This is a genomic window from Carboxylicivirga litoralis (assembly GCF_025499605.1).
In the GTDB taxonomy this organism is placed as follows: Bacteria; Bacteroidota; Bacteroidia; order Bacteroidales; family Marinilabiliaceae; genus Carboxylicivirga; species Carboxylicivirga litoralis.
Genome location: NZ_JAFMVC010000001.1, coordinates 14,967 through 41,154 on the forward strand (window position 1 = coordinate 14,967; position 26,188 = coordinate 41,154).

24 protein-coding genes are annotated in these 26,188 nt (G+C 38.5%); 3 read left to right on the plus strand and 21 right to left on the minus strand.

Annotated elements, in window-relative coordinates; genetic code table 11:
• Positions 1–371: 371 nt before the first annotated feature.
• From J1N10_RS00065 to J1N10_RS00075, 3 genes are all read left to right on the plus strand, one after another.
• Positions 372–1,322, plus strand: coding sequence for an aldo/keto reductase (locus J1N10_RS00065; protein ID WP_262324627.1), 951 nt, complete (start codon positions 372–374; stop codon positions 1,320–1,322).
• The gene (locus J1N10_RS00070; RefSeq protein ID WP_262324628.1) at positions 1,315–2,364 is read left to right on the plus strand and encodes an SMP-30/gluconolactonase/LRE family protein; all 1,050 of its coding nucleotides are present in this window, start codon (positions 1,315–1,317) and stop codon (positions 2,362–2,364) included. The genes J1N10_RS00065 and J1N10_RS00070 overlap by 8 nt, the downstream gene beginning before the upstream one ends.
• A gap of 169 nt (positions 2,365–2,533) precedes the next feature.
• Positions 2,534–3,361, plus strand: a complete 828-nt coding sequence (locus J1N10_RS00075; RefSeq protein WP_262324629.1) for a nitroreductase family protein — start codon at positions 2,534–2,536, stop codon at positions 3,359–3,361.
• A 73-nt stretch (positions 3,362–3,434) separates the two neighbouring features.
• Here the strand turns inward: J1N10_RS00075 and J1N10_RS00080 are convergent, their stop codons facing one another.
• From J1N10_RS00080 to J1N10_RS00180, 21 genes are all read right to left on the minus strand, one after another.
• Positions 3,435–4,580, minus strand: a complete 1,146-nt coding sequence (locus J1N10_RS00080) for a lysophospholipid acyltransferase family protein (protein WP_262324630.1) — start codon at positions 4,578–4,580, stop codon at positions 3,435–3,437.
• A 7-nt stretch (positions 4,581–4,587) separates the two neighbouring features.
• Positions 4,588–5,877 (minus strand): phenylacetate--CoA ligase family protein, encoded by a 1,290-nt coding sequence (locus J1N10_RS00085; protein WP_262324631.1) that lies wholly within the window; start codon positions 5,875–5,877, stop codon positions 4,588–4,590.
• On the minus strand, positions 5,859–7,130 hold the full coding sequence (locus tag J1N10_RS00090; protein WP_262324632.1) for an alpha/beta hydrolase: 1,272 nt from the start codon (positions 7,128–7,130) through the stop codon (positions 5,859–5,861). The genes J1N10_RS00085 and J1N10_RS00090 overlap by 19 nt, the downstream gene beginning before the upstream one ends.
• A gap of 3 nt (positions 7,131–7,133) precedes the next feature.
• Entirely contained in the window at positions 7,134–8,012 is an 879-nt protein-coding gene (locus J1N10_RS00095; RefSeq protein WP_262324633.1) for a 4Fe-4S binding protein, read from the minus strand.
• Entirely contained in the window at positions 7,999–9,675 is a 1,677-nt protein-coding gene (locus tag J1N10_RS00100) for a C45 family autoproteolytic acyltransferase/hydolase (RefSeq protein ID WP_262324634.1), read from the minus strand. Before J1N10_RS00100 ends, J1N10_RS00095 begins: the two co-directional genes overlap by 14 nt.
• Positions 9,676–9,677: 2 nt before the next feature.
• Positions 9,678–11,195: a phytoene desaturase family protein gene (locus tag J1N10_RS00105; protein ID WP_262324635.1), complete on the minus strand. Its 1,518-nt coding sequence runs from the start codon at positions 11,193–11,195 to the stop codon at positions 9,678–9,680.
• Positions 11,196–11,199: 4 nt separating this feature from the next.
• Positions 11,200–12,681, minus strand: coding sequence for a phytoene desaturase family protein (locus J1N10_RS00110; RefSeq protein WP_262324636.1), 1,482 nt, complete (start codon positions 12,679–12,681; stop codon positions 11,200–11,202).
• The gene (locus J1N10_RS00115; RefSeq protein WP_262324637.1) at positions 12,671–16,510 is read right to left on the minus strand and encodes a trifunctional MMPL family transporter/lysophospholipid acyltransferase/class I SAM-dependent methyltransferase; all 3,840 of its coding nucleotides are present in this window, start codon (positions 16,508–16,510) and stop codon (positions 12,671–12,673) included. The genes J1N10_RS00110 and J1N10_RS00115 overlap by 11 nt, the downstream gene beginning before the upstream one ends.
• Positions 16,511–16,514: 4 nt before the next feature.
• Positions 16,515–17,681, minus strand: coding sequence for a DUF2062 domain-containing protein (locus tag J1N10_RS00120; RefSeq protein ID WP_262324638.1), 1,167 nt, complete (start codon positions 17,679–17,681; stop codon positions 16,515–16,517).
• A gap of 4 nt (positions 17,682–17,685) precedes the next feature.
• A complete protein-coding gene (locus tag J1N10_RS00125) occupies positions 17,686–18,060 on the minus strand; it encodes a hypothetical protein (protein ID WP_262324639.1) in 375 nt (124 codons plus the stop codon).
• Positions 18,061–18,149: 89 nt separating this feature from the next.
• Entirely contained in the window at positions 18,150–18,740 is a 591-nt protein-coding gene (locus J1N10_RS00130) for a hypothetical protein (protein WP_262324640.1), read from the minus strand.
• Positions 18,703–19,353, minus strand: a complete 651-nt coding sequence (locus tag J1N10_RS00135; RefSeq protein WP_262324641.1) for a LolA family protein — start codon at positions 19,351–19,353, stop codon at positions 18,703–18,705. The genes J1N10_RS00130 and J1N10_RS00135 overlap by 38 nt, the downstream gene beginning before the upstream one ends.
• On the minus strand, positions 19,350–20,090 hold the full coding sequence (locus J1N10_RS00140) for a polysaccharide deacetylase family protein (RefSeq protein ID WP_262324642.1): 741 nt from the start codon (positions 20,088–20,090) through the stop codon (positions 19,350–19,352). The genes J1N10_RS00135 and J1N10_RS00140 overlap by 4 nt, the downstream gene beginning before the upstream one ends.
• Before the next feature lie 4 nt (positions 20,091–20,094).
• Positions 20,095–21,072 carry a beta-ketoacyl synthase chain length factor gene (locus tag J1N10_RS00145; RefSeq protein ID WP_262324643.1) on the minus strand — a complete coding sequence of 326 codons (978 nt, stop codon included), beginning with the start codon at positions 21,070–21,072 and terminating at the stop codon, positions 20,095–20,097.
• 1 nt (position 21,073) lies between these two features.
• A complete protein-coding gene (locus J1N10_RS00150) occupies positions 21,074–22,252 on the minus strand; it encodes a beta-ketoacyl-[acyl-carrier-protein] synthase family protein (protein ID WP_262324644.1) in 1,179 nt (392 codons plus the stop codon).
• Between the two features lie 4 nt (positions 22,253–22,256).
• Positions 22,257–22,511, minus strand: coding sequence for a phosphopantetheine-binding protein (locus J1N10_RS00155; RefSeq protein ID WP_262324645.1), 255 nt, complete (start codon positions 22,509–22,511; stop codon positions 22,257–22,259).
• A gap of 6 nt (positions 22,512–22,517) precedes the next feature.
• Positions 22,518–23,075: a hypothetical protein gene (locus J1N10_RS00160; protein ID WP_262324646.1), complete on the minus strand. Its 558-nt coding sequence runs from the start codon at positions 23,073–23,075 to the stop codon at positions 22,518–22,520.
• A complete protein-coding gene (locus J1N10_RS00165) occupies positions 23,065–24,183 on the minus strand; it encodes a beta-ketoacyl-[acyl-carrier-protein] synthase family protein (RefSeq protein ID WP_262324647.1) in 1,119 nt (372 codons plus the stop codon). The genes J1N10_RS00160 and J1N10_RS00165 overlap by 11 nt, the downstream gene beginning before the upstream one ends.
• 1 nt (position 24,184) lies before the next feature.
• Positions 24,185–24,601 (minus strand): acyl-CoA thioesterase, encoded by a 417-nt coding sequence (locus tag J1N10_RS00170; protein WP_262324648.1) that lies wholly within the window; start codon positions 24,599–24,601, stop codon positions 24,185–24,187.
• Positions 24,602–24,684: 83 nt separating this feature from the next.
• Positions 24,685–25,116 (minus strand): hypothetical protein, encoded by a 432-nt coding sequence (locus tag J1N10_RS00175; RefSeq protein ID WP_262324649.1) that lies wholly within the window; start codon positions 25,114–25,116, stop codon positions 24,685–24,687.
• Between the two features lies 1 nt (position 25,117).
• Positions 25,118–26,185: a class I SAM-dependent methyltransferase gene (locus tag J1N10_RS00180; protein WP_262324650.1), complete on the minus strand. Its 1,068-nt coding sequence runs from the start codon at positions 26,183–26,185 to the stop codon at positions 25,118–25,120.
• Between the last annotated feature and the right edge of the window lie 3 nt (positions 26,186–26,188).

A 26,188-nucleotide genomic window follows, 5' to 3' on the forward strand; every position in this document is an offset into this window, starting at 1 on the left:
ACGACAAGAGCAGACGCATATAAAAATATTTTCAATTTAATCGGCTGAATATGTACTAAATAGATTGCTTTTGATATGACAAACTCATATTAATCTAATAAAACAGCCTCCATATTGCTAGTACCTGGGCTGATAAAAATGAAATCGTCTTTGGACAGATCAGGGTTGATGAAAAGCCAAATGAAATTAACACAATCCCCAAATTCATGGAGAATCTATTAATTAAAGGCTGGAATAACGACTATGTTTTTAAAGTCTTAAATAATTAGATGCATTTGCCCTGCATTAACACCAGATTAACAGAAACTCTATCATTTCATTATTATTTTCGTAATTTGAATGTTCAAATACTAACAAACAGAAGGTAAATAATGCAAACTCTTAATCTTAACGGCTATGCCTTGCCTATCCTTGGCCTTGGCACCTGGAAATCAGCTCCAGGAGAAGTTTATACCGCAGTTAAAGAAGCAATTAAAATTGGTTATCGCCACATTGACTGTGCCGCCATATATGGCAATGAAAAAGAAGTTGGAAATGCCATAAAAACCTGTATCGAAGAAGGAACCGTCACACGAGATGAACTTTGGGTGACCTCAAAACTTTGGAATAATATGCATGGCGAAAATAATGTTGCTCCTGCTATTCAAAAAACACTATCTGACCTGCAATTAGAATATTTGGATCTATATTTAATTCACTGGCCCGTCGCACAAAAGAAGCTATTTGTTGGTGCCAGTAAAGCACAACATTTTTTATCATTGGAAGAACAACCCATTGCCAATACCTGGAAAGGCATGGAAAAAGCGGTTGAGCTTGGTTTAACAAAAACCATTGGCGTCAGTAACTTTAGCGTTAAAAAGCTAAAAGAATTAATAGCTAATTCAAGCATAAAACCGGTGCTAAATCAAGTTGAATTACATCCTTATTTTCAGCAGGATGAATTAGTTGATTATTGTCATACCAACAACATCCATGTTATGGCTTATTCACCTTTAGGCTCATCTGACAGGCCGGAAGGATTGAAAGCCGAGGATGAACCAGTATTATTGGAAGATAAAAGCATTGCCGCATTAGCCAGTAAAATAAACGCTTCTGTAGCACAAACCATTATCGCCTGGGATATCCATCGTGGCATTTCTGTTATACCAAAATCAGTTAATCCTGCACGACTCAAACAAAACTTTGAAGCTGTCGAAATAAAATTATCGGACACAGATATGGCAAACATTAAGAAGGTGAATAAAGATCGCCGCTATGTCGATGGTAAATTCTGGGTGGTGCCCGATGGCCCCTATACAATTGAAAATCTTTGGGATGAATAAATTAAAATACATGACAAAATACCTTATATACTCCTTGATGGCAGCATCCATGCTAATTTCCTGCCAGTCGAATAAAAATGAAACCGAATTAAGTTTGACAAGCCTTGCTTCATCTGACAAACAGTGGACGGGTGTGGCTGTTAGCCGAAACGGACGTATTTTTGTTAATTATCCCTACTGGTCAGGAAATGTGCCCGTTAGTGTAGCTGAAATTACTAATGGTGTTCCTCGTGCCTATCCCAATATGGAGTGGAACCAGCGTACTGGTGAAATGACTTTTAATGCTGTACAATCCATTTTTATCGACAATAAAGACCGATTGTGGGTGCTCGACACCAATAACCCACAGTTTAAAGGTGTCAATAGCACGGGGCCGCAATTGTACCATTTTAATCTGGAAACCAACGATGTAGTAAAGATCTATTCCTTTCCCGAAGGCGTTTATAAAACAGACTCCTATTTCAATGACGTGCGTATTGATACCGATAAAGACATAGCGTATATAACGGATTCGGGTGACGGCGCCATTATTATACTAAACCTTAACTCAGGACAAGCGCAGCGTTTATTGGATGATCATGCTTCAACTGAGGCTGAAGTGGATCTCCTTATTTGCGATGGTCACCGCTGGGAAAACACAGTTCATTCCGATGGCATTGCACTTTCACCTGACAACCAGTTTTTATTCTACATTGCCTTATCAGGTCATACTTTGTATCGCATTAAAACCGAAGCACTATTAGATGAAACGCTCGCACCGGAAGAACTAAAGAAATATGTTGAGAAAGTAAAAAAGGTTCCGGCAACCGACGGCATGTTGTTTGACAAAAAAGGTAACTTATATTTGGGCGGACTGGAAACCAATTCGGTTAATCGCTTATCTCCCGATGGTAAAGTTGAAACAGTTATTCAATCACCACGCATCCGATGGGCCGATTCATTTGCCATGGATATCGATGGTCATTTATACTTTACAACATCGCAGATTCATTTACCCGATAAAGAGCGTGGAAAATATGAAGTTCTGAAATTAAAATTATAGCATCTAGCCTAAATACTAATCTTTGTTTAGATTAAAATCATCATTGGAACACTGAGTCGAAAAGGATTATTTTGACAGGCAAAACAACTCACGTCTTTATCTCTCTAAGTAAATAATAATTCCACTCGAAATTCCTTACTTTTGCAGCCCAGAAACAAAACGAATGAACATGCTAGACTTTAAAATTGATGAAAGCAGATGTACACAATGTGGTCTGTGTTCAAAGGAATGCCCAATGATAATTATCAACGGGAAAAACGGCATTCCTGAGATTAAAGAAGGGAAAGAAAGTAATTGCATTAAGTGTCAGCATTGCCTGGCGATATGCCCTACCGGTGCATTGTCTATTTTCGGTAAAAATCCCGATGACAGTCTGCCGCTTAGTAATCCTATTCCTTCAGCCACAGAGATGGAGCAATTGATTAAAACCCGTCGTTCTGTTCGCAAGTTTAAAAAAGAAGAAGTACCTGCTGAAACCATCAATAAGCTACTACAAACAGCTGCTTTTGCTCCAACTGGACACAATAAAAATGAGGTTTTGTTTACGGTTACCGAAACTAAAGAAGACTTATCAAAAGTGAGATCTTTGGTGTACGACACACTCAAAAAAGCAAGTGAAGAAGGCAAAATTCGTCCGGCATTAGCCATGTTCGATAGTTTTCAGAACATGTGGCACGAAAAAGGTATTGATGTCATATTCAGAGATGCACCACATATTATTTTTGCGTCGGCTCCTAGAAAGAACCGCAACGCAGTGCCCGACTGTGTTATTTCAATGAGCTACTTTGAGCTTTTAGCTAATTCGATGGGCATTGGCACCTTGTGGGATGGACTATTAAAAATTGTTGCTGAAGATATTGTACCTGATTTATATACTGCTCTGGGCATTCCTGAAGACCATGTTGTAGGGTATATGATGGTATACGGTTATCCCGAAGTGAAGTATGCCCGAAGCATTCAGAGTGAAGGCTTACATTTGAATAAGATTAAATTGTAAACAATTCTTATTGTAAAAAAAGAAATCCCGCATAAAGAAAATTATGCGGGGTTCTATATTTTTGTCTAAAACTCTATTTTTTAGTTTTTAGATAATTCTCAACTGGAGCAGCATACATCTCAATTAGCAATTGTTTTGCTTCTTCTTTATCAACATCATCAATGGTTGATACTTTTTTTGACAATATGGCTTCAATTTCAGCGATATCTTTCTGCTCGTATGCTTCCCCTAAATACTGATTGCTATTTTTATTAGAATCATAACAGATATAGTTGATTTTATTAAGCTGATAATCATTATAAATCTGTCGATCCATTTCTTCACACACTTTCGCGTGAATATTACAGTTTGTCAGTTCGTTGCTATTCTTATCGATGTATTCATTAACCGGCTTACCAAATGCAAAATGTACGCGCCCTTTAAACCCCGTGATTCCGGTTAATACACTCATAAAATCTTCACCTTTGGCTTTTTTGTAAGCTCCAGACTTTGATTTTATTCGTTCTACTACTTTAAACACATCACAGGGTTCAAACTCGTAAGAGATGGTGATAGGCACAATATTAAACTGCCTGATGGCTGCCACATGATCTTTTTGCTTAATCGTCAGCATCTTTAACAGCGACAGCTGTGTCTGGTCATTACCGTCTTTGGTGCGCCCATCGCGCTGCGCAATCCACACCGACTCCTTGATTTCTCCAATCACCTTGCGAATATAAGCCGAATGTACCAAAGCATTCTGATAGATTTCATTGCGAGAGCCTCCACGAAAAAAGGTGAACATTTTATTAACCTTGCCAATATCAATAATGAACTGGCTGCTCATAAGGTTACTACCAAAGGTTATTTGAGAGGTACGATGACCATTTTTACACAAGATATTCTGCAAAATGGCACTATCCATCACAATATCACGATGATTAGAGATAAACAAGTATGACTCATCAGGGCAAATATTTTCAAGTCCCGAGTAGCTAAAATGTGTCGCTGTCTTGTTTAATACCTCATCAACAGCCTTACTGCTAAACTTTTCCTGAAAGCTTGTTGTAGAGTTCACCTCCTGCATTAACTGCATTGATTCGCTGATACTCATTTCCGGAAACACATAGCTGAGTACGCTTTTAAAATCGTCCACTTCCAACATGCGCGACATTGCTTCCTTCACTTCAGCATCGTTATATGGACGCATATCTTCCATTATCGCATTCAAATCTACCATAGTCTGATTATCGGTTATCTACAAAGGTTATAGGCTTTCGGCTTAACTCTGGGAACTGCATTTTTGCAATTTCCTGCGGCGAATGAAATACTACTGAAGGTGCCACACGAAGTTTGGTTCTAAACCTGTCTTTTATTTTTTTCTCTAACAATTCATTACCGTCCTTAGTACCAATGCGAATTTCAATATCGTCGGTACCAATCATATTTTTATCAACATGAACAACATAGTTTTCCACGCCTTTGATATCGTTTAACACATCGTATAGTGCAGGTGGATATAATGTTGTTCCTTTGTATTTAATCATCTGGTTTTTACGTCCAATTACGGGTCCCAAACGTGTAGTTGTTCGACCGCATTGGCACTTCTCCACATGATGATTACAAATATCACCTGTTTTAAAACGTAGGAGTGGCATACCTTCAACGCCCAGCGTGGTTATGGTCACCTCGCCTGGTGTTCCTGGTTGCACTGGATTTTCATCTTCATCCAAAAACTCAACAATAATCATTTCAGGATGATGGTGTCCGCCCATGCCATATTGGCAATCAGTAAAAGCGGTTCCCATCTCGGTTGATGCATAGGTTGAATATAATTCGATGTCCCACTTATCTTTAATACGCTGCCCTAGTTTATTAAGTGAAAAGTCCTCATTACGAATACTCTCACCAATACAAACCGCCTTTTTGACAGAGCAATTTCTATAGTCGATATTGTTTTTCTCGGCATACTCCACCAGCTTAAGCAAAAACGATGGAACGGTTACCAGAGCCGTTGGTTTAATTCGCTCAATCGTATCGAACTGTAAACCCGGATTACCCGGCCCCACACGCACAATAGCAGCCCCTAGCTTACGAATTCCTTCGTAGTAGGCCATGCCGGCCATAAAACGACGGTCGAGTGTTACCATCAACTGAAAAATATCATTGGGCTGAGCGGTGGCGCAAGCAAAAGAGATGTATTCGTTATATGCCAGGCGCTTTAAATCATTTTCAGTTTCAGCAAATACCACCGGTTCACCACTGGTACCTGATGTTGTCAGGTAATCGATAATTTGTGATGATGGAACGCACAAAAAGTCATAATTGTTCTTTTGCAAATCGTCCTTAGTCGTCGTTGGTATTTTACTTAAATCTTCCAACGTTTTTATACTGTTGATGTCAACCTTATGCTGCTTGAAAAACGCATTATAAAACGCCGATTTATCATTAAGGTAAGTCAATAATTCCTTCAGCTTCGACTCCTGAAAAAGCTTGATTTGCTCTTGCGATTGAGTTTCTATTTCAGGTATATACATTTGTTAGATATTTGGTATAAATACATATCATCATCAATTTTCTCCTCGGCCAATGATGATTCATTGCCTTTCAAATGATGATTAAAAAAATTCAATACTGTACTATTAATAACGTTTATAGCACTTTCGCCATCCACATCTCCAATAAAGTTCTTAACCGACTCACGACCTATAGTAACATCATAATACGGTAAGTCGCAAAATAAAAAGTGTAATGCGCCTTTTATTCTTAAATACTCCAATTGATTTATATCCCGATAGATATATTCATTACCTATCTTCCACTTTTTCTGATGGTCGCTTTCAATTAACAACAATGGTTTATCCGACCCTGAATCAACCACATCTCCAAACTGAATACAATCCATACTGGCACCGGCTTTAATAACATCGTTCGCTACGCACAAATGGTTAGACAACGCTCCCCCCAACGATTGCCCGAATGTACCAATATTATCAAAATCTATCTTGGTATATAAAGCGTTTTCTGTCTTAATTTTTTGTTCTTTCAGATAATCGATAAGGTATAACGAACTGGCTTCCCAACTCTCTATTTTGCGATCGAATCGTTTTAAACGCCGCAGATAATAACGGGTCAGACGCTCCTGATTTTTAGCCTTGTTGGCATCGCGAAAGCATGTTAAATCAGCTAACCACCATTGAAAAAAAGGCAACGCCGATTTGGCTTTCTTCAACTTCGTATTCCCTTGTTGTTCATCCTCAATACAGATTTGCTCATGAACATGAATGATGCTGCAAACAATGTATCCGTTGCTAGCCAGGTTTTCGGCAAATGACGAATAGATATCACTTAATCCAAAATAATAGCCTGGTGTGAAGATAATTAATGGATAGGCCTCTTTCGAATCAGAAACCGGCAGATTATCCTTCGAGAAAGTATGATTAGTAGCAATATCAATCACGTCTTGTTTAACAATCCCTTTCTTTTTAAACAGGCTATAGATATCATCCAAATCATAACCACTTAGGTATCTGTTACGCTCATTATAGCTCACCAACGAATCAGACGGATACCAAATTTTGACATGCAATCGTTTATAATCCTCCTTCGCAAATAATCCATTTTTTTGGAGGCTATCTTTTAAAAAGAAACTAGTGGTGCCTATAGTATATGGGCCTGTTGGGGTTGGCAAAAAGCCTTTTTCATTGCTAAATGCCTGACCAACCAATGATGTTGCACACAGAATACTGATAAAAAAAGCGGTGCTGTAATATTTGTATACTCGAATCATTATTTATCCAACTATCTTTTTATTTCGATTACTATCTACTTTAATTACATTATTGGAGCAAGCACTAACGCAGCGCTCACATAAAATACATTGCCGATGGTTAATGGCCTTATTTTCTTTTACGTAACTATGTATATCCACATACATCGGGCATATTTTATTGCACTTCATGCAGCTGGTGCATTCATCATGCTGTGTTGTTCGCACTTTAAAATATGACCAGGGCGAAAACAAACCTGAAATAGTCAGAAAAGGGCACAATAACCGACAATAGGCTCTGCTTCCCACAAAGAAGGTCAGCACAAAACCGATGGTAATAATATATAAATTCTCTCCTATGATAAAGGCTTTACGAACAGCTTCGTCTGTTGCCGGGTTCACCAACTTATTAACCACAATAACCGCTGCTACCGATATGGCAATTAAGTAGCCCCAAGCCAGGTAATTATTGCGTTGATACACCTTTTTACTTGATTTGGTATTAGTCAGCTCAAAAAACAACCCCGTCCAGCAAGCACGTGAACAAAAAGCATTTCCTAAAACAAAAGGAAGGAATAAACGGGCTACCACAGTTTGAATAAGAGCACCAGTCACAATACCTTCGGTTGTGTCAAAAATAATTTGAGGAAACTGAAAATTGACACCTATGGTCAAACTCAGGTAGAACAGTAAAAAGCCGCCAACCACAGCCTGCACAATCAGTCGCACTTTCTGGCGGTATTGAGGAAATTTGACTAAAAATGTTCGCACCAAGAATTCAGTCATTCCAATACCAGAAAACAGGGCAAAATAACGAATATCGCGAAACCACCAAACTATCAATCCGATAAAGGTAAAGCTTGTAAAAGAGATAAAAGGAACTTTTAACTTACTTATTGTCATACTCATTTTTTATTCCCTCAATTCGGTTTAGCACTTGTTGTTTATCAACCATGCGAGGAATTTTACAGTTTAATGATTGCTTATAAAATGCTAAAGCCTTATCTCCTTCGTTTATACTTTCGAAGTATTGGCCTAAAATATAATAGGTGTAATAAAAGTCTTTATTCTGCTCTATAATGGCTTCAATAGTAGCATCATCTATCGTTGTTTTAGCATCGTTGCTCAATTGCGCTTTTATAGAATCGAGCTGTGAGCGGTAGTGCCAGATGTTATGTACACCATTTGATTGATAAAACTCAGAAGCATCAATTTTTAATGAATCAACTGTTACCTCCTGGGTTTGAACATCAAAGCTTTCTGAAAACACTTTATTCAAGTCATAGGCCACAAAGTCATTCTCCTGGTATGGAAATTTAGACACCCACATTAACTTTTCCTCCGGTTTAAACACCACCGAATGATGACAGATCAACTGGTTAACAGCTGCTTCATTACCAATGCCAATAGAGCGATTATTTTTGCCGTTTTTATCTCTAAGAATATCAACCACAGCTTCTACATCCAACTGTTTATGACCATCAATCAACTCATGTGTTCGTTGCAAACGATACATCGAACAGCCCTCTTCAATCGACTCAAGATTAAGCTCTGTGTCTTTTAGCTCACCGCTCTGAAAATGGTTGGTTAAAACCAGCTTCGATTCTTTTGAGTCATATATAGCCACTGCATCCAGACTTTTCTCAATAATAACCGCTTTTTTGTCTATGGCAGAACCAACAAAGAATGATTCAGATACAAACGAGTCATAGGACTGAATGATAGTATAAGCTTCATCAATGGTTTTGGCATACTGCAATACCTCACGAGAAATAAGTGAAACCGGTGTTTTGGCCGACAAAGGAATGCCCGATTTAGCCGAGTTTAAGGTCACCGTCAAACCATGTTCATTCATACCTGAAAGGACACCAATCATACCCCCCCAGGAAATATATGCAAAATTGTAACCAGTATCGGGTTCACAAAATACCACCAACTTATTGCGCGCAAAATCATCGCCAGCCGAAAAATCAAGATTACGACCGATGATAAGTAAACTATCAGAAGTCAATTCATTTTGCACACTAAAAGCGGTGCAGTTGACCAGGTTCATATTTTGGATAGTATGCCCAATATCGTGAGCAGCGTGATAGTTAAGAATACGATGATACTTCTCTCCAACAAAATCATAATCATCGGAAGCAAAGAGTGAAATACCGTAGATTTCTTGTCTCAACGGCAAGGGAATATATTCATCCAAATCCTTATTGAAATATGAAATAAAGTATTTCAGGTACTGTAGGGTAGCTTTTGACGGAATAAGCGAACTAATAAAGTCAAAGAAATAGGCTTCCTGTTTGCCAGCCAAACCTTTCGTCAACATGCCATTATGAACTCCCATCTCAAATGGCGAACCACTAATGTATAATTCACTAATGCCTCCATCATTGAGCTTTAACCAATCGCTTTTACATAAGCTAAGGCTATCGTTAATATTTATAACAGTTGATTGCAATACGTCTTTGTTGTCAACTGCTGGTGGCTCTAAAATCATTGAGCGCACAGCTACAAACAGCACAATTGCAATAATAGAAATGCTTATTAATATGTACTTAATCCATTTCATCACTACTCCGCTTCTTGTTTAAACGTTCGTAATTCATCAATGATACTATTAATACCTAAAATTTCGCCACAGGTTATAATTGCACTAACCGAAACACCTAATATTCCGTGCATGTTAATATTCTGTCCGGTTAAAAACAGATTTTTTACTCTTGTGCGAGGTAATACCTGAGAAGCAACAGGGTTTCTTGAATCGGTTTTAACACCATACATTGCTCCTCCTCTCACGCCTGTATAATCTCTAAACGTCAATGGTGTTGAAGCATAGGTTGCTTTAATATTTAAGCGAATATCAGGATATTTATCTTCTAATAAATCAAGCAGTCTTTCTCCTTTTTCAAGCTTCATCTGTTTATAGTCGTTGCCTCGCTTTTCAATACCGGTATCAAACCATGGCTCCATTTCATTGTAATCCATGGGCGAAAGTAAAGTTATACTCTCAGCAAACCCTTTATGTATTGAGCTTTCCTTCATGTATAACATATAACCTTGTGGCCAGATACTTTCATCGTAATCGTCCAATCCCCATACCTCATTGTTTTTATAATAGTAAAAGTTGGCATTGGCATACTTAACGCTTCGTTCGTTTAAAACACAATATAAGCTGTAACATGAGATGGTTTGCTCTTGTTGTTGAAGCCGCTTTAAATAAACTTTACGAATATTAGCTCCTTCAACCATCTGCATGGTTGTTAATGGCTCAATATTAGAAATAACCTGCTTACCTTTAATCGGCTCACATCCTTCAATTTGAATTTCCTCAATTTTATCATTCTGACATACTAACCTGGTTACCCTCGCATTGATAATCACCTCACCTCCGTTGGCTTCAATAACATCTTTGAACGCTCCGGCAATCTGCCCACCTCCTTTAACCAAAGTCCATGCACTCTGCAGGTAGAAGACATTAATAATGGCATGTATAAACAACGAAGCCGACTCCTTTTTGCCTGCATACAACGAGTTGGAATAACAGAGAATATTTCTTAAGTCCAGATTATCCGTTAACGATGCTACAAAATCATACACATTCTCCCCTTCACCTTTCTTAGCTTCAAAATCGAAATTTAATATATTTCTTAAATTCACGATATCTACCGAATTGTAGATTTCAAGGATCTTATCAAAATAAGTAATAATCGCCTTTTCTTCTTCGGGAAATTGCTTGATGAGCTTATCCCTGAAAGCATCCACTCCTTGAGGAATTGCAAACTCATTACCGCCTGCCTGTAATACATCAAAGCCATTTTCATCAAGCTTCGACACCTCTATTTTATCGTAGATATTGAAGTAACGGAACAGAGTATTCAGAATCTGGCCATCTTCGTAGCTTCCAATGTAGTGCATGCCGGTATCAAACAGTTGGCCATTGCGCTTAAAGTCTTGCAAACAGCCACCAATTTGAAAGTGTTGCTCTAAGATGCAAACTTTATATCCCCTCTGGCTGAGGATACTTCCACAAGCTAAACCACCTAAGCCACTGCCAATGATTACTATATCATATGTATTTTGAACCGACATACAGCTATTCCTTTGTTAGTTTTTTATACAAATACTTTTCCCCTAAAAAGTGCGCACAGGTAAAAAAGGAAGATATAGAAACTCCAAGAATACCATGCATATTCAAATTCTGACCGGTAAACAGTAAATTCTTAATTCGCGATTGGGGAGTAATAATTGAGTACATCGGATTTTTATAATCCTTCACTACTCCATAGGCCGAACCATTGTACGAACCTGTATAATCGCGATAAGTTAATGGTGTTGAAGTATAATATGATACCATGTGAGATTTTAATCCTGGCATCTTTTGCTCAGCCATATTTATCAATTGCTCTGCTTTTTCTTGTTTAAAAGCCAGGTAATCGTCTCCTCTGTTTTCAATGCTTGTATTAGCCCATTGGCTCACTTCGGAGTATTTCATATAGGCAATGATACAAACACCATTGGCATAATCAGTTGTTTGATGGTTATAAACCGTATATAACAGACAGTTTTGTGGCCACTGCTGATGATTGGTTGTCCACACCTCATCACTCCTAAAGTAATGGTGGTTGTAGTTTTGGTATTTTATCGCCTTCTTTTTTAAAGTGATGTATACCGAAAACATTCCTATTGAATCTTCCTGATTCTGAATACGCTTCTTAAATACTTTTTTAAAAGCATCGTCGGGCAACAATGGCAATAAAGTTTTAGGGTGCAAACTGGAGATTACATTCTTTCCTTTTAGTTGCTCGCCATTTTTAAGATGAATACTTGTTATTTGTCCTTTATCAACATCCAATTTGATGACTTCAGCTTTTCGTATAACTGCACCGCCATTGGCTTTCACTCCATTAGCAAGCACATTTGCAATGCCACTCCCCCCTTCTTTTATACGCCACGAACTTTTAATAAAAGAGTAATTAATCAACGCATGGGTATATAAAGCCGTAACATCCTGCTGTCCGGCATATAAAATATTGATACCGCCCAAAACAGCCTGCAAATCTCTATTGGAGGTTATGCTGTTGATAAAAGCTGAGGCCGACTGCGCCGTATAAGGGCTTTCTGTTGTAAAAGTATTGGTATCTGGATGAAGGTCGTACAGAGGGAATGAATGACAAACTTTATGCAACACATCCATGTATTGTTTGATGCCTTTCACCTCTGACGGAAAATACTGCATTAATGCAGCTGTATAGTTTTCTACTCCCTGTGGCAAAGCAAACTCCTTATCGCCAATGCTTACCAGCTCCGATTGGTTTAAATCGAGCTGTTTTAAAGTGATATTCCCTTTTATTCCAAAAAGGTTGAAGTACTTATCTAACACCTCTCCTTCGCCGAGGCTTTCGGTATAGTTCAGTCCAGTGTTAAATACCACACCATCCCGCACAAACGACTGCATCATACCACCAATACGATCATTCTTCTCGAGTACGCACACACTCATCCCTTCCTGACTGAGCAAATGTGCACATTGCAGACCGGATAAGCCACTTCCTATTATAACTACATCATACTCCATTGGCTGAAAGTATATAAGTTAGGTTGGACGTATATTTGGCGTTATCCACTTTTTCGAAGCCTAAACCTTTTTCTCGCGCAAACTCTTTAATAACTTCAGATGAAACAAAATCCAATTCGTAATCCATTTTATTAAAGCCGAGCAAACGTATTGAGAAGAACTCTGTCAAACGGGTAACACGTGTTCGTTTTTTCAATTCTGTATCGGCATCTCGAATGATAATAGTACCCTTATCGTTTAAGTTATTCAATGCCTTTTCAAGCACTTGAAGCTGTTTTTCTTTTGAGAAATAATGTAGTACATCATTAAATATGAATGTATCTGCTGCTTCAAACTCTTCAGCAACAACATCTTTCTCATAGAAACTGATGCATTCGTTATCTTCTGCCACCTGACGAGCCACCGCTATCTTATCACCATCATAATCCCAGCCAACAATTTCACGTTGCGGTGCCGTATAGCTTAACATATTGGCTAAGAAGCCATATCCACAACCTACATCAATAATCTTCCCTTGTTTTGGCACCAGCTCATCATAAAAGCGGTAGTTCTTTTCCAAACGAATCTTGACGCGCATATACCACTCCAAAACAGGCCCTTTGTAGATGTACTGATTAATTAGCTTATGTGCAAAATAATCCACATCCTGCTTTTGCTGCTTCAACTTTTCGTATTCGCTCCGGTAAAAAGCTGTCATCAGCTTTGCCTGTGGACGGTAGGTGATTCCTTTTTCAACATCAACCTCATTAACCTTAACTCTATCGAAGAACTTAAGAGTAATATGTCCTGCACGTAAAAAGAATTCTGTTTTAGGCATGCACTCATAGGCTCCATGCAACAATACCGGTAAAATATCGAGATTTAAGTAATCGGCCAGACTGAAAGCGCCTTGATGAAAGCGATTAATATTTCCGGTTTTAGTTCTTGTTCCTTCAGGGAAAACCAGCACTGAATAGCCCTGATCCACTTTTCTCTTTATCTTTTCATAACCTTTATCGATACCGGTATAAATCGGGAAGAAATCGATGTAACGAATGATAAAACCATAAAACGGATTCTTCCAAACCCACTCGTTAGTCAAAACGATAATTTTCGGACTCATCAATAGAATCAAAGCAATATCGAGGTGAGACTGGTGGTTACAAACCAATACAGCCGGTTTTGACAAGTCGAATTTATGCTTATCGATGTAATCTTTCTTAAACAAGAAATTAACTCCAACTACCAGCTTACATGTCAGGTAAACCAAATAGTGAATAATACTCTTTTTTGCCTTGGTAAAAAAGGGCGTTATTCGAAACACCAACACCAACAAAGACAAGAAGATAACGCCTGCCAAAAAGATTAGAAACGACGTAATAGAAACAAATACATCAATGGCGTGGATTGGAGCAACACGATGCTTACCCTTATTAACGACCAACAATTTAAACATGAAAGGTAAAATGGTAAAAGTGATAAGCACCACTGACAAAATACCCAACACTGTAACCAGAGCGATTGATTTAAGGGCCGGATGCTGAGCGAATATTAAAACACCAACACCAATCAAAGTCGTTGAAACGCTTAATAGGATTGATACTTTATAAGGTAGTAAGCTTCGCGATCCATATTTATGATTATTAATCATTCCTTGCATCAGGAATATAGAATAGTCGATACCCAGACCAAATATAAAGGTGCAAATGATGATGTTGAAAATGTTAAAATGTATATCAAAAAGCCCCATGAGGCCAATTGTCCATTGCCAGCTAATCACAATAGGAACAAAGGTTACCAAAGCCAATTCAATGCGCCCCCAAAATAAGAGTACAATTAAAAACACCACAACCATGGAATAGTTAATCAACTTCGAGAAATCATCTTTCAGCACTTCAAAAAAACGATTGGTAAAAAACTGCTTATCCAATATTAACAGCTCATCCTTTTGGCCAATGGCTTTAAAAAACTGAGGTTTGTTGGCTTGGTCCACTTTGCAGATAGTCACCATCGACACCTGTTTGCCCTGTTCGTTTATCAGATTACTCAAAAACAAGTCCTTAACCATCTTCTCATCTTTAACCGAGATGGTTTGAAAATCCTTTTTCAGTAGCTTATAAAACGCCTTAAAAGCATTGATTTTAAAATGAGAGGCCTCACCTGCGCTTGACATTTCGTTAACAACAGTGTCGATTCCTTTACCAGCCCAAAACTGATTCCACCTGTTGAGTTGTTCGCGTTGTTTCTTATCAGAAAGCAATAAAGTAGTTGGTGAGCTTAAAGAAGCTACTACATCAGTATTCTGCAGCTCACTAAAAATGTTTTGATTCTTTTCTAATGTCTGTAGTACCTCTTCTTGTGTATCGCCAGAAGCCACCACAAAAATAGCACTAGATGCTTCGGAGCTGATGCTTTTCAGTTTTTTCTCAGCTTTTGCCAATGACGAAGGCAGGTAATTGAGTTTGGCAATATCGGCATCGAATTGTATGGATTTACCCAGAAAGAAAAATAGCACTGACAACACAAGTACACTCCATATCCAGTACTTATGAGTATGCAGTTCAAAGGCTGCAATTCTATCGTAAAAACCTGTTTTTGTTTTCGCATTGTATTTTGCTTTCCCCTTAAACAATAAAGGCAGACAAATCAACACCAATACCGAAGCTGCTAAAACACTCAAGCCGGCAAACAAGCCCAATTGATTCAATGCCTGCGAGTTAACAACATTTAAACACAAAAATGCACTGGCCGTTGTTAAACTACTCATTATAACCGGGTCTGAAATATCTTTCAGAATACCTTTAGCCGAATGCCCATAACGAACATGCGAAAAGTAATGCAAAGAAAAATCGATGGATATCCCAATTAAAATAGCACCAACTCCCAATGAAATAGCCGATAAGTTGGTATATAAAACGGACAAAATACTCAGCGCCACTCCTACCCCAAGCACCACTGGTGTAAACAGGAAAAAGAGCACTCGAATATTACGGAACACAAAAAAGAATAGCAACAGTAAAAGCACCAATGCAATGGAAACAGTAACATAAACATCTCCCTTCACCCTATCGGCATTTGCTACGGCAACAGCAGTTCCTCCATAATACTCAACAGAAACATCAGCAGGCACCGAGTTGGCCAAATAACTGTTTATGCGATCAATTAACAGCCTGTTTTCCTTTGTATTTTTCGATGAATAGGCTGGTTCTAGAAAGCATAAAGCATGCTTTTTATCTTTGGTAAAAATATGTGATTGATGCAGGGTAAAATTCTTGTCCAACTGAAACGATTGCAAGCGCTCCAGAAAGCGCGGCACAATGCTTAATGGGTCTTTCAGAATATATCGCGCCGTACCAAAACCTGTTGGTGCGATAATACTTTTGTAATTCTTCTCCATTAAAGGCTGCAAGTGTTGCTTCTCGATTGTAGTATCCAGGTAGGCATAGTCTGCATCCGACAAATAAAACGGTAAGTTTCGGTAAAAATAATCGTATACACGAGCTATTGCACTTTCGTCAACACTGTTACGCACCGATTTCACATAGCTACTATCCGCTTCTAAAAAATTACTGAGCTCATCAACGACTTCTATTAACCGGCTTTCATCGCGCTGGCTACTATCCTTGAGCGAGACCATGAAAACAAGCTGATCGGCAAACTTTGAATTAGCAAATGTCTGGCTCATTTCTGCAATACGCTCATCCATTGGTATCAACGACGATATATCTTCCTCAAGATTAATTCGCTGAAGAAAAAACACAATGGCAAACACCAGTAAAGCAAAAGGAATAAGCGCACGCTTACCCCAACGATTGAAAACTGAGTGTATAGAAATGAAAAATTGATGCATTCGATTATTTTAATTTAGAAAACGACAATAGGAAATAGCTTAATAGATAAAACAAGGCTCCCATTGTTAAAGACAAGCCAACTGCCCCTACTAAATATTGTTTTATGTTGCTTGAAATAGAAGCGATATTCAGATCGGTATCCACCTCAAAAGACCCATGCCCCATCAGGAAACTTCCCATTACATAACTTAGATACAGTATAACAGGAATCATTGGTGGCAAACTGATGTTAGCTGCCACAAAAAAAACTGCTTTATTCAATTTTAGCCAATGAACAATTAAAAAACCAACCAACAACTGATAGCCCCAAATAGGGAATATGCCCATAAACACCCCAAAACCAATGGCAGCAGCCAGCTTAGCTTTTGTCTCATTGCCATTAATAATATGGGTACGGATAATTTCCTTCAGGCTTTTGCCTTTAAATTCACGAATCACCATTTTTGGCCGATGAATCAACAAGGCCAGTGTTACCAGTATGGTATTTAAGATGCTGATGCGTACAAAGTCTTTAAACGGTCGAAAATGTGTTACACGCTCTTCCGGGCTTGGATAATATACATCAATTGGGATGCACTTCACCTCAATGCCTTTCCAGGCTGAACGCACAATGATTTCGATTTCAAATTCATATTTTGAACAAAACCACTTCTTTTTCTCAAGCGCTTTTATTGGATACAAACGATAACCCGATTGTGTATCAGGCAAAGTCAAACCGGTTTCAACACCAAACCAAAAGTTAGAGAACTTGTTAGCGAAACCACTCGATTTTGGCTGTTCCTTGCCTTCCATAAAACGGCTACCAATCAACAGTGAATTCGGATCTTTCTCAATTTCGTTGATGAAAGTTGGCAAATCTTTGGCATAATGCTGCCCGTCTGAATCAATGGTAATAGCATAATGAAATCCGAGTTCCAGAGCCCTTTTAAAACCAGTACGAATAGCAAAACCTTTACCTCTGTTAACTTTATAACCAGCCTTTTCAATGCCATCAACCTGGCTTAGAATTTCTTCCGTATCGTCGGTACTACCATCGTTAACTACGATTATATTTGTAGTATACCCCTTTACATCGTTGATAACATCCAACAGTGTTTGGCGGTTATTGTAAGTTGGTATGATAACACAACACTTTAAGCGGTCGAATTCCTGCACTATTGTTTTATTCATCGCTTTAGGTTTTTGCTTGTGAATAAACAGCTCTCACTTTCATGCACTTGGTATCGCCATTGTGCATCAATGCATTAACATTTATACTGTTGTCGTCCATCGTTTTGATACTAACCTCCAACAAAAACAGATTGTTATCGTTAGGGTTTATCAGGTTCAAAAACTTGATATCACGAGCTTTGCTTAATTGATAATCGGCATTTAACTGCTCATTCAACACCTCTTTCAGCATTTGCACCTGACAAACACCAGGTGTAACCGGCATTTCAGGAAAGTGACCATCGTAAACCGGGCTATCTGTTTTGAGCTTTATTTCGGCTACAAAACCTGCCTCAGTCTTTTCCTTTATCGAGTATGTAAAAAAACTATCAATTAACATCTTATATCTCTTTAATATAATGCCGATGTATTAATGATTAGTGTTAAGGAGTTTGCGAACTGAACACTAAAATCATTAAACAATCGGTACTAGCTATATTTTAATAATTTCAGGTTCATGCTAAAACGAATACCTGTATGCTTGTAATTAATCACCGTAGGAATCGTTTTGTAATCTTTCAATTCTGCACGAACGCCGTTTATCAACCTTCTTTTTTTAATGCGTATAATCGTTCCTGCTTCGTTAAGCTGGTAAAAATATCCGGCTTCACTTTTATACACATTATTTTTCTTTGGCTTTAAGCAATCAATATGATTTACCAATAGTGAAAAGTCCTCAGCCAGTACTTTTTGCGCCATCTCGCTCTGAAACAAGCTGCTGGCTTTTTTCAGTTCGATTCCATTACTCGAACTATAATATTCACATAGCGTTAAACCCACTTCACTCATCAATACGATGTTGTGCCCGTTTTGTTCCTTATCTTTTTTAATCAGTAATAAACCAGAAAAGAAATTACCAAACACCTCGATATTAACTTTGTATAACGCCGATTTTCCACCAGCCAGCAATGGAGCCTCTAGTTCTGTATTCCGATTAACAGTTGTGGTCTGCCTGGTGGATGAGCAAGACACTATTAACAGACTAATCGCAAGAAAAAGTATTCGCTGGTAATGTCGCATTAAACACCTTGTTTATAAATTTTATTTCAGTAAAATCATCTTCCTGCTCAAACATGATGACTTTGTTAACCGAGAAATCATCCACATTAATGTGCATTTCAATTTTCCGAAGCACCTCTTTCATTTCTTCTACCTGTGGTTCCATAAAAACGATGTACTCCTTGCCAGCTTTAAAAGCACTAACGCCGAATTTTGAATCGGTAAAAATGGTTCCATTCACCGAACTGATAATCAAATCACTTATCTGCGAAAACACTTGATTCGACTCAATATCATATTCATTGATTCTACCATCCGTTTTTATGCTGAACTTGCCATCATTTATCACAATCAGATATTCAAACGGCTCTTTGTATTCCCACTTCAGGCGATTGTTTTTATCAAAAACCAGTTTGCCGGTCGAACTAACTACTGCATCCAGATATTCGAGGTGTTTGTTTTGCTCAAAATCGCAACTCACTGAAACTAAACTGGCCGTTTTTGATAACATTTCGCTTTTTAAATCGTCAACTGCTATTGAGGTTCGACTTTGAGCCAGGCCACTTGTTGAAAGAAACATCAAAACAAGGGTGCAGATACCCATTGTGTTTTTGTATATATTTTTGTGCTTCATGATAATGCGATTGAGTTTAATTGTTGAGCCTGACAATATTTTAAAATCTCTTCTAACTCCTGACAAACATACTTATTTGTATCATGTAAAAGAATAATAGAGCCGGGCTTAACCCTTTTCTTTACCAAAGCAATGACCTGCTCGGGTGTACGGCAGGTATCTTTTGTACGAATACTCCAACCGATACATTTTTTATCTAATGATTTAATGGCGGCAGCCACCAAGTTATTGGTTACACCATAAGGTGGTCGAAACAAATTATTAATCTCAACGTCAAGTCTGGTAAACTCGGTATCTGTATTACGAATTGATTCCTTAATCTTTTTCACCGACCAAATTGGAAAAGTTGGTGCATGCTCAAAAGTATGATTCCCAACACTATGTCCTTCTGCAATAATGCGTTTCAATATATCTGCATGTTCGCTAAGCTTGTTTCCAATGCAAAAAAAAGTGGCCTTCGCATTGTACTTAGCCAGAATATCAAGTATTTGTGGCGTATTCTCCGCACTTGGTCCATCGTCAAAGGTAATGGCCATTTCATTGTTGGTTGTATCAAGCTTAGAAACGGAGGTTACAAACAGATTCAATCGCATGATTGAAACGCCTAAAACGAGAATCGTCATAAACACCAATGTCAATAAGCTAATAAGACTAATGACTAAAGTACTTGTTTGTACCACAAAAATAACGGACAAAACACCCAACAGGTAAAGAGTTATTAGCCAGTAGAAACGCATGTACTTAGTTTTTTGACAAGACTATTAAGCTTTGTTCGCCACCAACATTGTTATAGATCACCACATTATTGTAGTTGTTAAAATCCATACCACTTTTTAACCAACACTGAGGAATCGTTTGTTCTTCAATGATTTTTGATGCTATCCACAGGGCCATTGATGAAGCGGTACCAAACTCGCCCATAAAAGGCTTATACCAAACATATGGTTTACCTTCGAACTTGTGCTGAAAAGCTGAGTAAGTGGCATCGTTTTCAGCCACATCACCACCAATTACCACATCAACATCATTGATACTTAGGTTAAAATGTTTGAGTTCTTCTTCGATATTGCAGTCTGGTGAATTAATAATCTTCACACCCTTTAGCTCAACAGAGCTTTCCTCGGTACTTAGCACAAAGAAACTTCCTCCTTCGCCTAAAGTTGCCTCTTTGTAGCAATCCAGGTCTTTGGTCAGTTCATAGCTTACTTCTGGCAGCTCATCAACTCCACCAACCAGCACATTATTTGCTTGTTCATCGAGTAGCATCAATTGAGCATCTAACAAGGCACACTCAAATGAATTGTGCATTTGTGAGAAGGTGAAATTATAGTTGGTGCACTTCAGCAAAAGCGCTAACTGACCGGCAATGGTATTATGTGTTGACTGAATAAAATGTGTTGGATTAGGTAACTCCTCGTTTTCTTCAATCAACTGCGTTAAAAAACTGGCTGTATCTTTCAGGCATCCAAGAGCTGTTCCCACAATGATAGCATCAGGCACTTCAATGTTAGCCTGCTTTAAAGTCGATAAACTACAAGTCACACCATTGCGGATGATTGGACTCATTCGCCTTAAGAGCTTTGGGCTAATAAATTTCTTATAATCAGGCTTAAGACAAGTTAAGCCGCCATTTTCAGGCAAGCTTAATTCAGCTGGCAATGCACTTTCAAATGTTGCCTGCGCACTAATACAATCCGATGATTTTATATATAGCTTCATATTATTTCGAAAAAATCACAGTTGAATTATTGCCTCCAAACCCAAATGAGTTGGACATCACATTATTGACTCCCTTTCCTTCAAGCACCTTTGTATTCGGAATTAATTCCAAATCTTCAATGGCTTCCTCAAAATTAAGGTTGGGATAGATAATATCGTTCTGAATAGCTAACACCGAGAATACGGCTTCGATACCTGCTGCTGCAGCTAAGGTATGACCTGTATATGCTTTTGTTGATGAGAACTGTGGTACCTTCCCTTTTCCAAACAGGCGATTAAGCGCAACACCTTCCGACAAGTCATTGTTGTTCGTGCCGGTGCCATGTACATTCACATAGTCGATATCATCGGTTGATAAACCACTCATTTCCAAAGCTTGCGACATGGATGAAAAAGCGCCATTTCCTTCGGGTGAAGAAGCTGTTTGGTGGTAAGCATCATTGGCATTGGCAAAGCCCGGCACTTTACAAAGAAAGTGGTTCGCATCCTGCTCTTTTTCAAGAACAAGATAACCGGCACCCTCAGCCAGGTTGAGTCCTTTACGATTTTTATCAAATGGCTTACAATGTTCTGTATCCAGAATCATCAAGGAGTTAAAACCATTTAAGGTAAACATGGTTAACGCATCTACACCACCCACCACAACACGATCTACAATACCATGTCGCAATAATCTCACTCCGTGAATCAAAGCATTGGTACCAGACGAACAAGCTGTATTAAGCGTTGTGTAATAACCTGTTGCTCCAATAAAATGGGCCAACTGTCTGGTTGAATCACCACAAGGGTGAGTCTGCAAATAGGAATGATCAGCTTGTTTCAGGTATTTTTGCTCGGTAACGTCCATTCCTCCAACGGTGGTTGATGAAACAACACCTGTGCGCATTGCTCCATTTGATGCTTCAGCCATTTGCATAGCTTCCCGACCAGCTAACATAGCTAGCAAAGCAGTGCGGCTATATTTATCTGCATCATTATGAGATAAGCCCAACATGGCCACCAACTCTTCGTTGCTTCGTTTTACCTCTCCTAACTTAAATCGCTCTTTATGAACTGTATTCAAATATTGAATAGGCTCAATACCGGCACGTTCATTTTTCAACGAGCTAAAGCATTCCCGGACATTTGTCCCGATAGAACAAACAACGCCAATACCTGTTACAACAATACTATCATTCATTACTCTAGCGCTTGCTTTCGATATAATCAGCCAATGTCTGAACCGAAGTCATAATATCTTTACCTTGCTTTGGATCAGCGATTTTGATACCGTATTCTTTTTCAAGTAACACAATGATTTCCAAGGCATCGATAGAGTCCAATGCTAATCCATTATCGCCAAAAAGTAAATCATTATCATCGATATCTGACACCTCAAAATCTTCAAGGTTTAACTGTTCTATTAATTGCTTTTTTAATTCTTCTTTCAATTCGCTCATAACTCTCTATTTTTTGTTCTGACATAACATCAGCTTAGCACTATAATCACCATTTCTATTCACTTCAACCCAGCCTACAATGGCATATTTGCATGGCGTAGAGTTAAACAGACAGGTAGTATAGTCTAAAAGTTCTTCTTTATTATATGATGGCTGTACGAAGAACATATGTTCTCCATAAAATTTGTTTCGGATACTAATTTCACCAATCACAATGTTTGGCAAAGTATATACAAACACCGATGGGCTTGGTATGTCAGCAATAGATTCCTGGTACTTCACATCGGTATGTAATGATGAAGATGCATTAGCTAAAATAATAGCCACCTCATCTGTTTCATTCGCAATACCTTCATTAAGCAACAGTACTTCTGAGGCCAAAAAACCAAGTTTACTCAGATGATCCATCTTAAAATACTTGTTGTATTTCAGGTTAAGCTGCTTATACAACGATTTTAAAAACGGTCCTAAATCGCTGGTTTCACCTGTGAAAAACTCAGACTGATTGATCAACACCTTGCCGTGCTCAATGCTAACTTCTTTAATTATCTGATTATTCTCCATGCTTTTTAAAATAAACAGCAGCATTGCAACCACCAAAGCCCGACATTAATTTCAATAAGCCATTAACCGGCTTCTGTATGTTTTCTTTAGTCACATTAACCGGCGCAACAACACCTTGCTCAACCGTTCCCTTGGTACCAATAACCACATTATTTTGCATGGCTAGTATAGAAATGATTGACTCAATAACCCCGGCAGCTCCCAATGTATGACCAAAATAGCCTTTCAATCCACTTACCGGTATCGTTTCGTAACCAGCCCGACTAATGGCATGCGATTCCATGTCGTCGTTGTAAGGCGTTGCTGTTCCATGGGCACAAATGCAATCCACTTCTTCATTGGCTCCAACTGTTCTTGTAATAGCTCTGTATAAGCCCTCGCCGGTGCGCGATGGACCTGAAATATGGTTGGCATCATTAGAAATTGCACCACTCACCACTTCAACACATGCCTTATTGGTATTATCCGCTTTAGATAGAACTACGCTGGCCACACCTTCGCCCAAAGTTAATCCATCGCGATTGGCATCAAATGGTTTACAGGGCTCAGGACTTAAGGATTGAAATGACTGAAAACCTGAAACGATGAATTTCGATAAGATATCAGCTCCTAAAATAATTACATTATCGTATTTGCCAGCATCAATATATCTACGTCCGATAACAAAAGCAGCTAAACCAGAAATACAGGCATTGGAAATAACCTGCGGTGATGATTTGAACCCAAAATAATTGGCAATCTTATTAGCTGTTGTTGCCAACAAGGCATCCACCGCATGAGGATTGTTGGTAATTTCTGTGATATTTCCCTTAGTCGTACTAAAAATAAAACCAGTGCGCTCACTTTTAACATCAACACCATCCAGCACTTCATTTAAAGATAAAATGCATAATTGTTCTAACTTAGTGTATGCTTCAGCGTTGGCGATACCAGATATTTTATCCTTAAGAACCTCCATATTAAGCAATGCAGCCTGAAAATCAGTATCAGACAATTCGCCCTTCTTACGCAAAGCAATACCGGATTGTCCTGCCACCACTTTATCAAAGTTTTCCTGACTGGTACAACCCAATGGAGAAATAATATTGTGCGCTGCTACTCTTACCATTTTACAATTTGTATTTGGTTTTCCATGCGGCATAAAAAGCAGGATTGGTCAATTGCAAGTCACCATTGGTATCCAGAAACACCTGAATAGTTGTTGCTTTTGCCACTACCTTGTTATCCGACAGCCTTCTTATTACATAATCGAAGTAGATTTTAGCCGCATCTACACTTTTAAATATGGTTTTGATTTCTAAGTCATCACCGTATTTAACCTGATTTTTATAATCAATATCCACTTTTACAATTGGAATCATAAAACCCTGATTGTAAACATCAAAGTAGCCTAATCCATATTGTTTACCAAAAGCCTCGCGCCCATCTTCCAAAAACTTCACATAGTTACCATGCCAAACAATTTGCATGGAATCAACCTCACTAAACCGAACTTTGGTCGTGGTTGTATTGATTAATTCTTTCACTTCTTTATTAATAATTAGTCAACTCTTTGATTGTTAAAATCAACAAGTAGTCAAGCTCATTCAAAAAACGTAGAAAATATTGTTTAATCTTCTTTCAGAAAAATATTCAATACACACTTTGCCAAGTCCTCGTTATTACACGTTACAATGCCCTCGGCAATATTAACACCCATGGCATTGTTCAAAATAGTCACCTGTGTTTCTAACACATCACCTACTCTTGGGCTCCTAACAATTTCCAACTGCTTAACCGAACCAATAAAGCCTATTTTAACAGCGCTGTTGTTTTGTTTCGCATTACAGCCTTCTAGTGCTGCGGCTGTCTGAGCCATATTCTCAATTAAACCGGCCTCTTCAAATAGATTTCCGTTTACAAACGGGCTATCTGCTTTAATCTGAAATGTTGTTTCAACCTGCGTCTCAGTAAAACGAGTCACTGCATCAATAAAAACAAACGGCGGACGCTGTGGTATCAGCTCTTCAACAGACCAATTTATGTTTGCTCCGGAATTCACCTTATTTCTTCTTACAGATTAGCAATGTATGGCTAACACCAATGTTTTCAACGGTCTCTTCCACTTCCAGTCCAGCTTTTTCAACCAACGCCAACATATCTTCGGTATGATACATCTGACTGCAACCGTTAGCTATGTTAGTGAAATACAATGATGTGGCATGCAAACTATAAGTTGATGCTTCGAACTCCTGATTATCCCAGTAGGTCTCAAGAATATAAACACGTCCGTTTTCATCAATCGCATTGTTTGAGCGCTTCAAAAGCTCAAGTATATCTTCTTGTGAGAAACAATCCAGGAACTGACTCATCCATACAATATCTGCTCCCTGAGGGAAAGCATTTGAATGGTCTAATAAGTTAATTGGATGACCATCTACACGGTCTGAAAAACCATTCTTTTCGATGTTTTGCTTCGCCACATTTAACTGACCTGGCAAATCGAGGATGGTGACTTTCACATCCTCATTGTATTTGGCACACTGAATAGAGAACTTCCCGGTGTTGCCACCCACATCCAAAATGCGTTTTGGATTATTGCGGAAAACAATTGGCATAATCTCAGGGAAAGCATAATCAGAGTAATAATGGTCGAAAGCAAACCAGCTTTCTTTCGCTTTTTCTGGCAAATGAGCTAAGCCTTCATACACAGTTGGCCAATCGCCAAATTCTTTTAATCCGGTGGGTTTACCTTCTTTGATAGAATCTTCAAGCGTAAACATGCCTTTGTAATTAACATCTTGCGTAAAATCCATATTAACGCGTGTTAATTCATCGCTTAAAATGTACCAACCTGTCTTGGTGATTTTATATACATCATTTTCAACCATTACCATTTCCAGGCTTAAGCCTGCTTCAAGCAGAACTTTTACTCCGTAAACAGATAGATTAAGTTCTTCAGCAATGGCTTCAATGGTGATGCCTTTTCGCTTTGATTTAATTAATTCAAGAATTCCCAGGTTTCGTAAAGCCAAGGCAGCCTGAAACATAATTGGGGCAAATGCAATTTTTTGGGCATCAAACTTAGCCTGTAATGCCGATTTGGTGTCTTTTCCGTAGGTTACTGACATAGA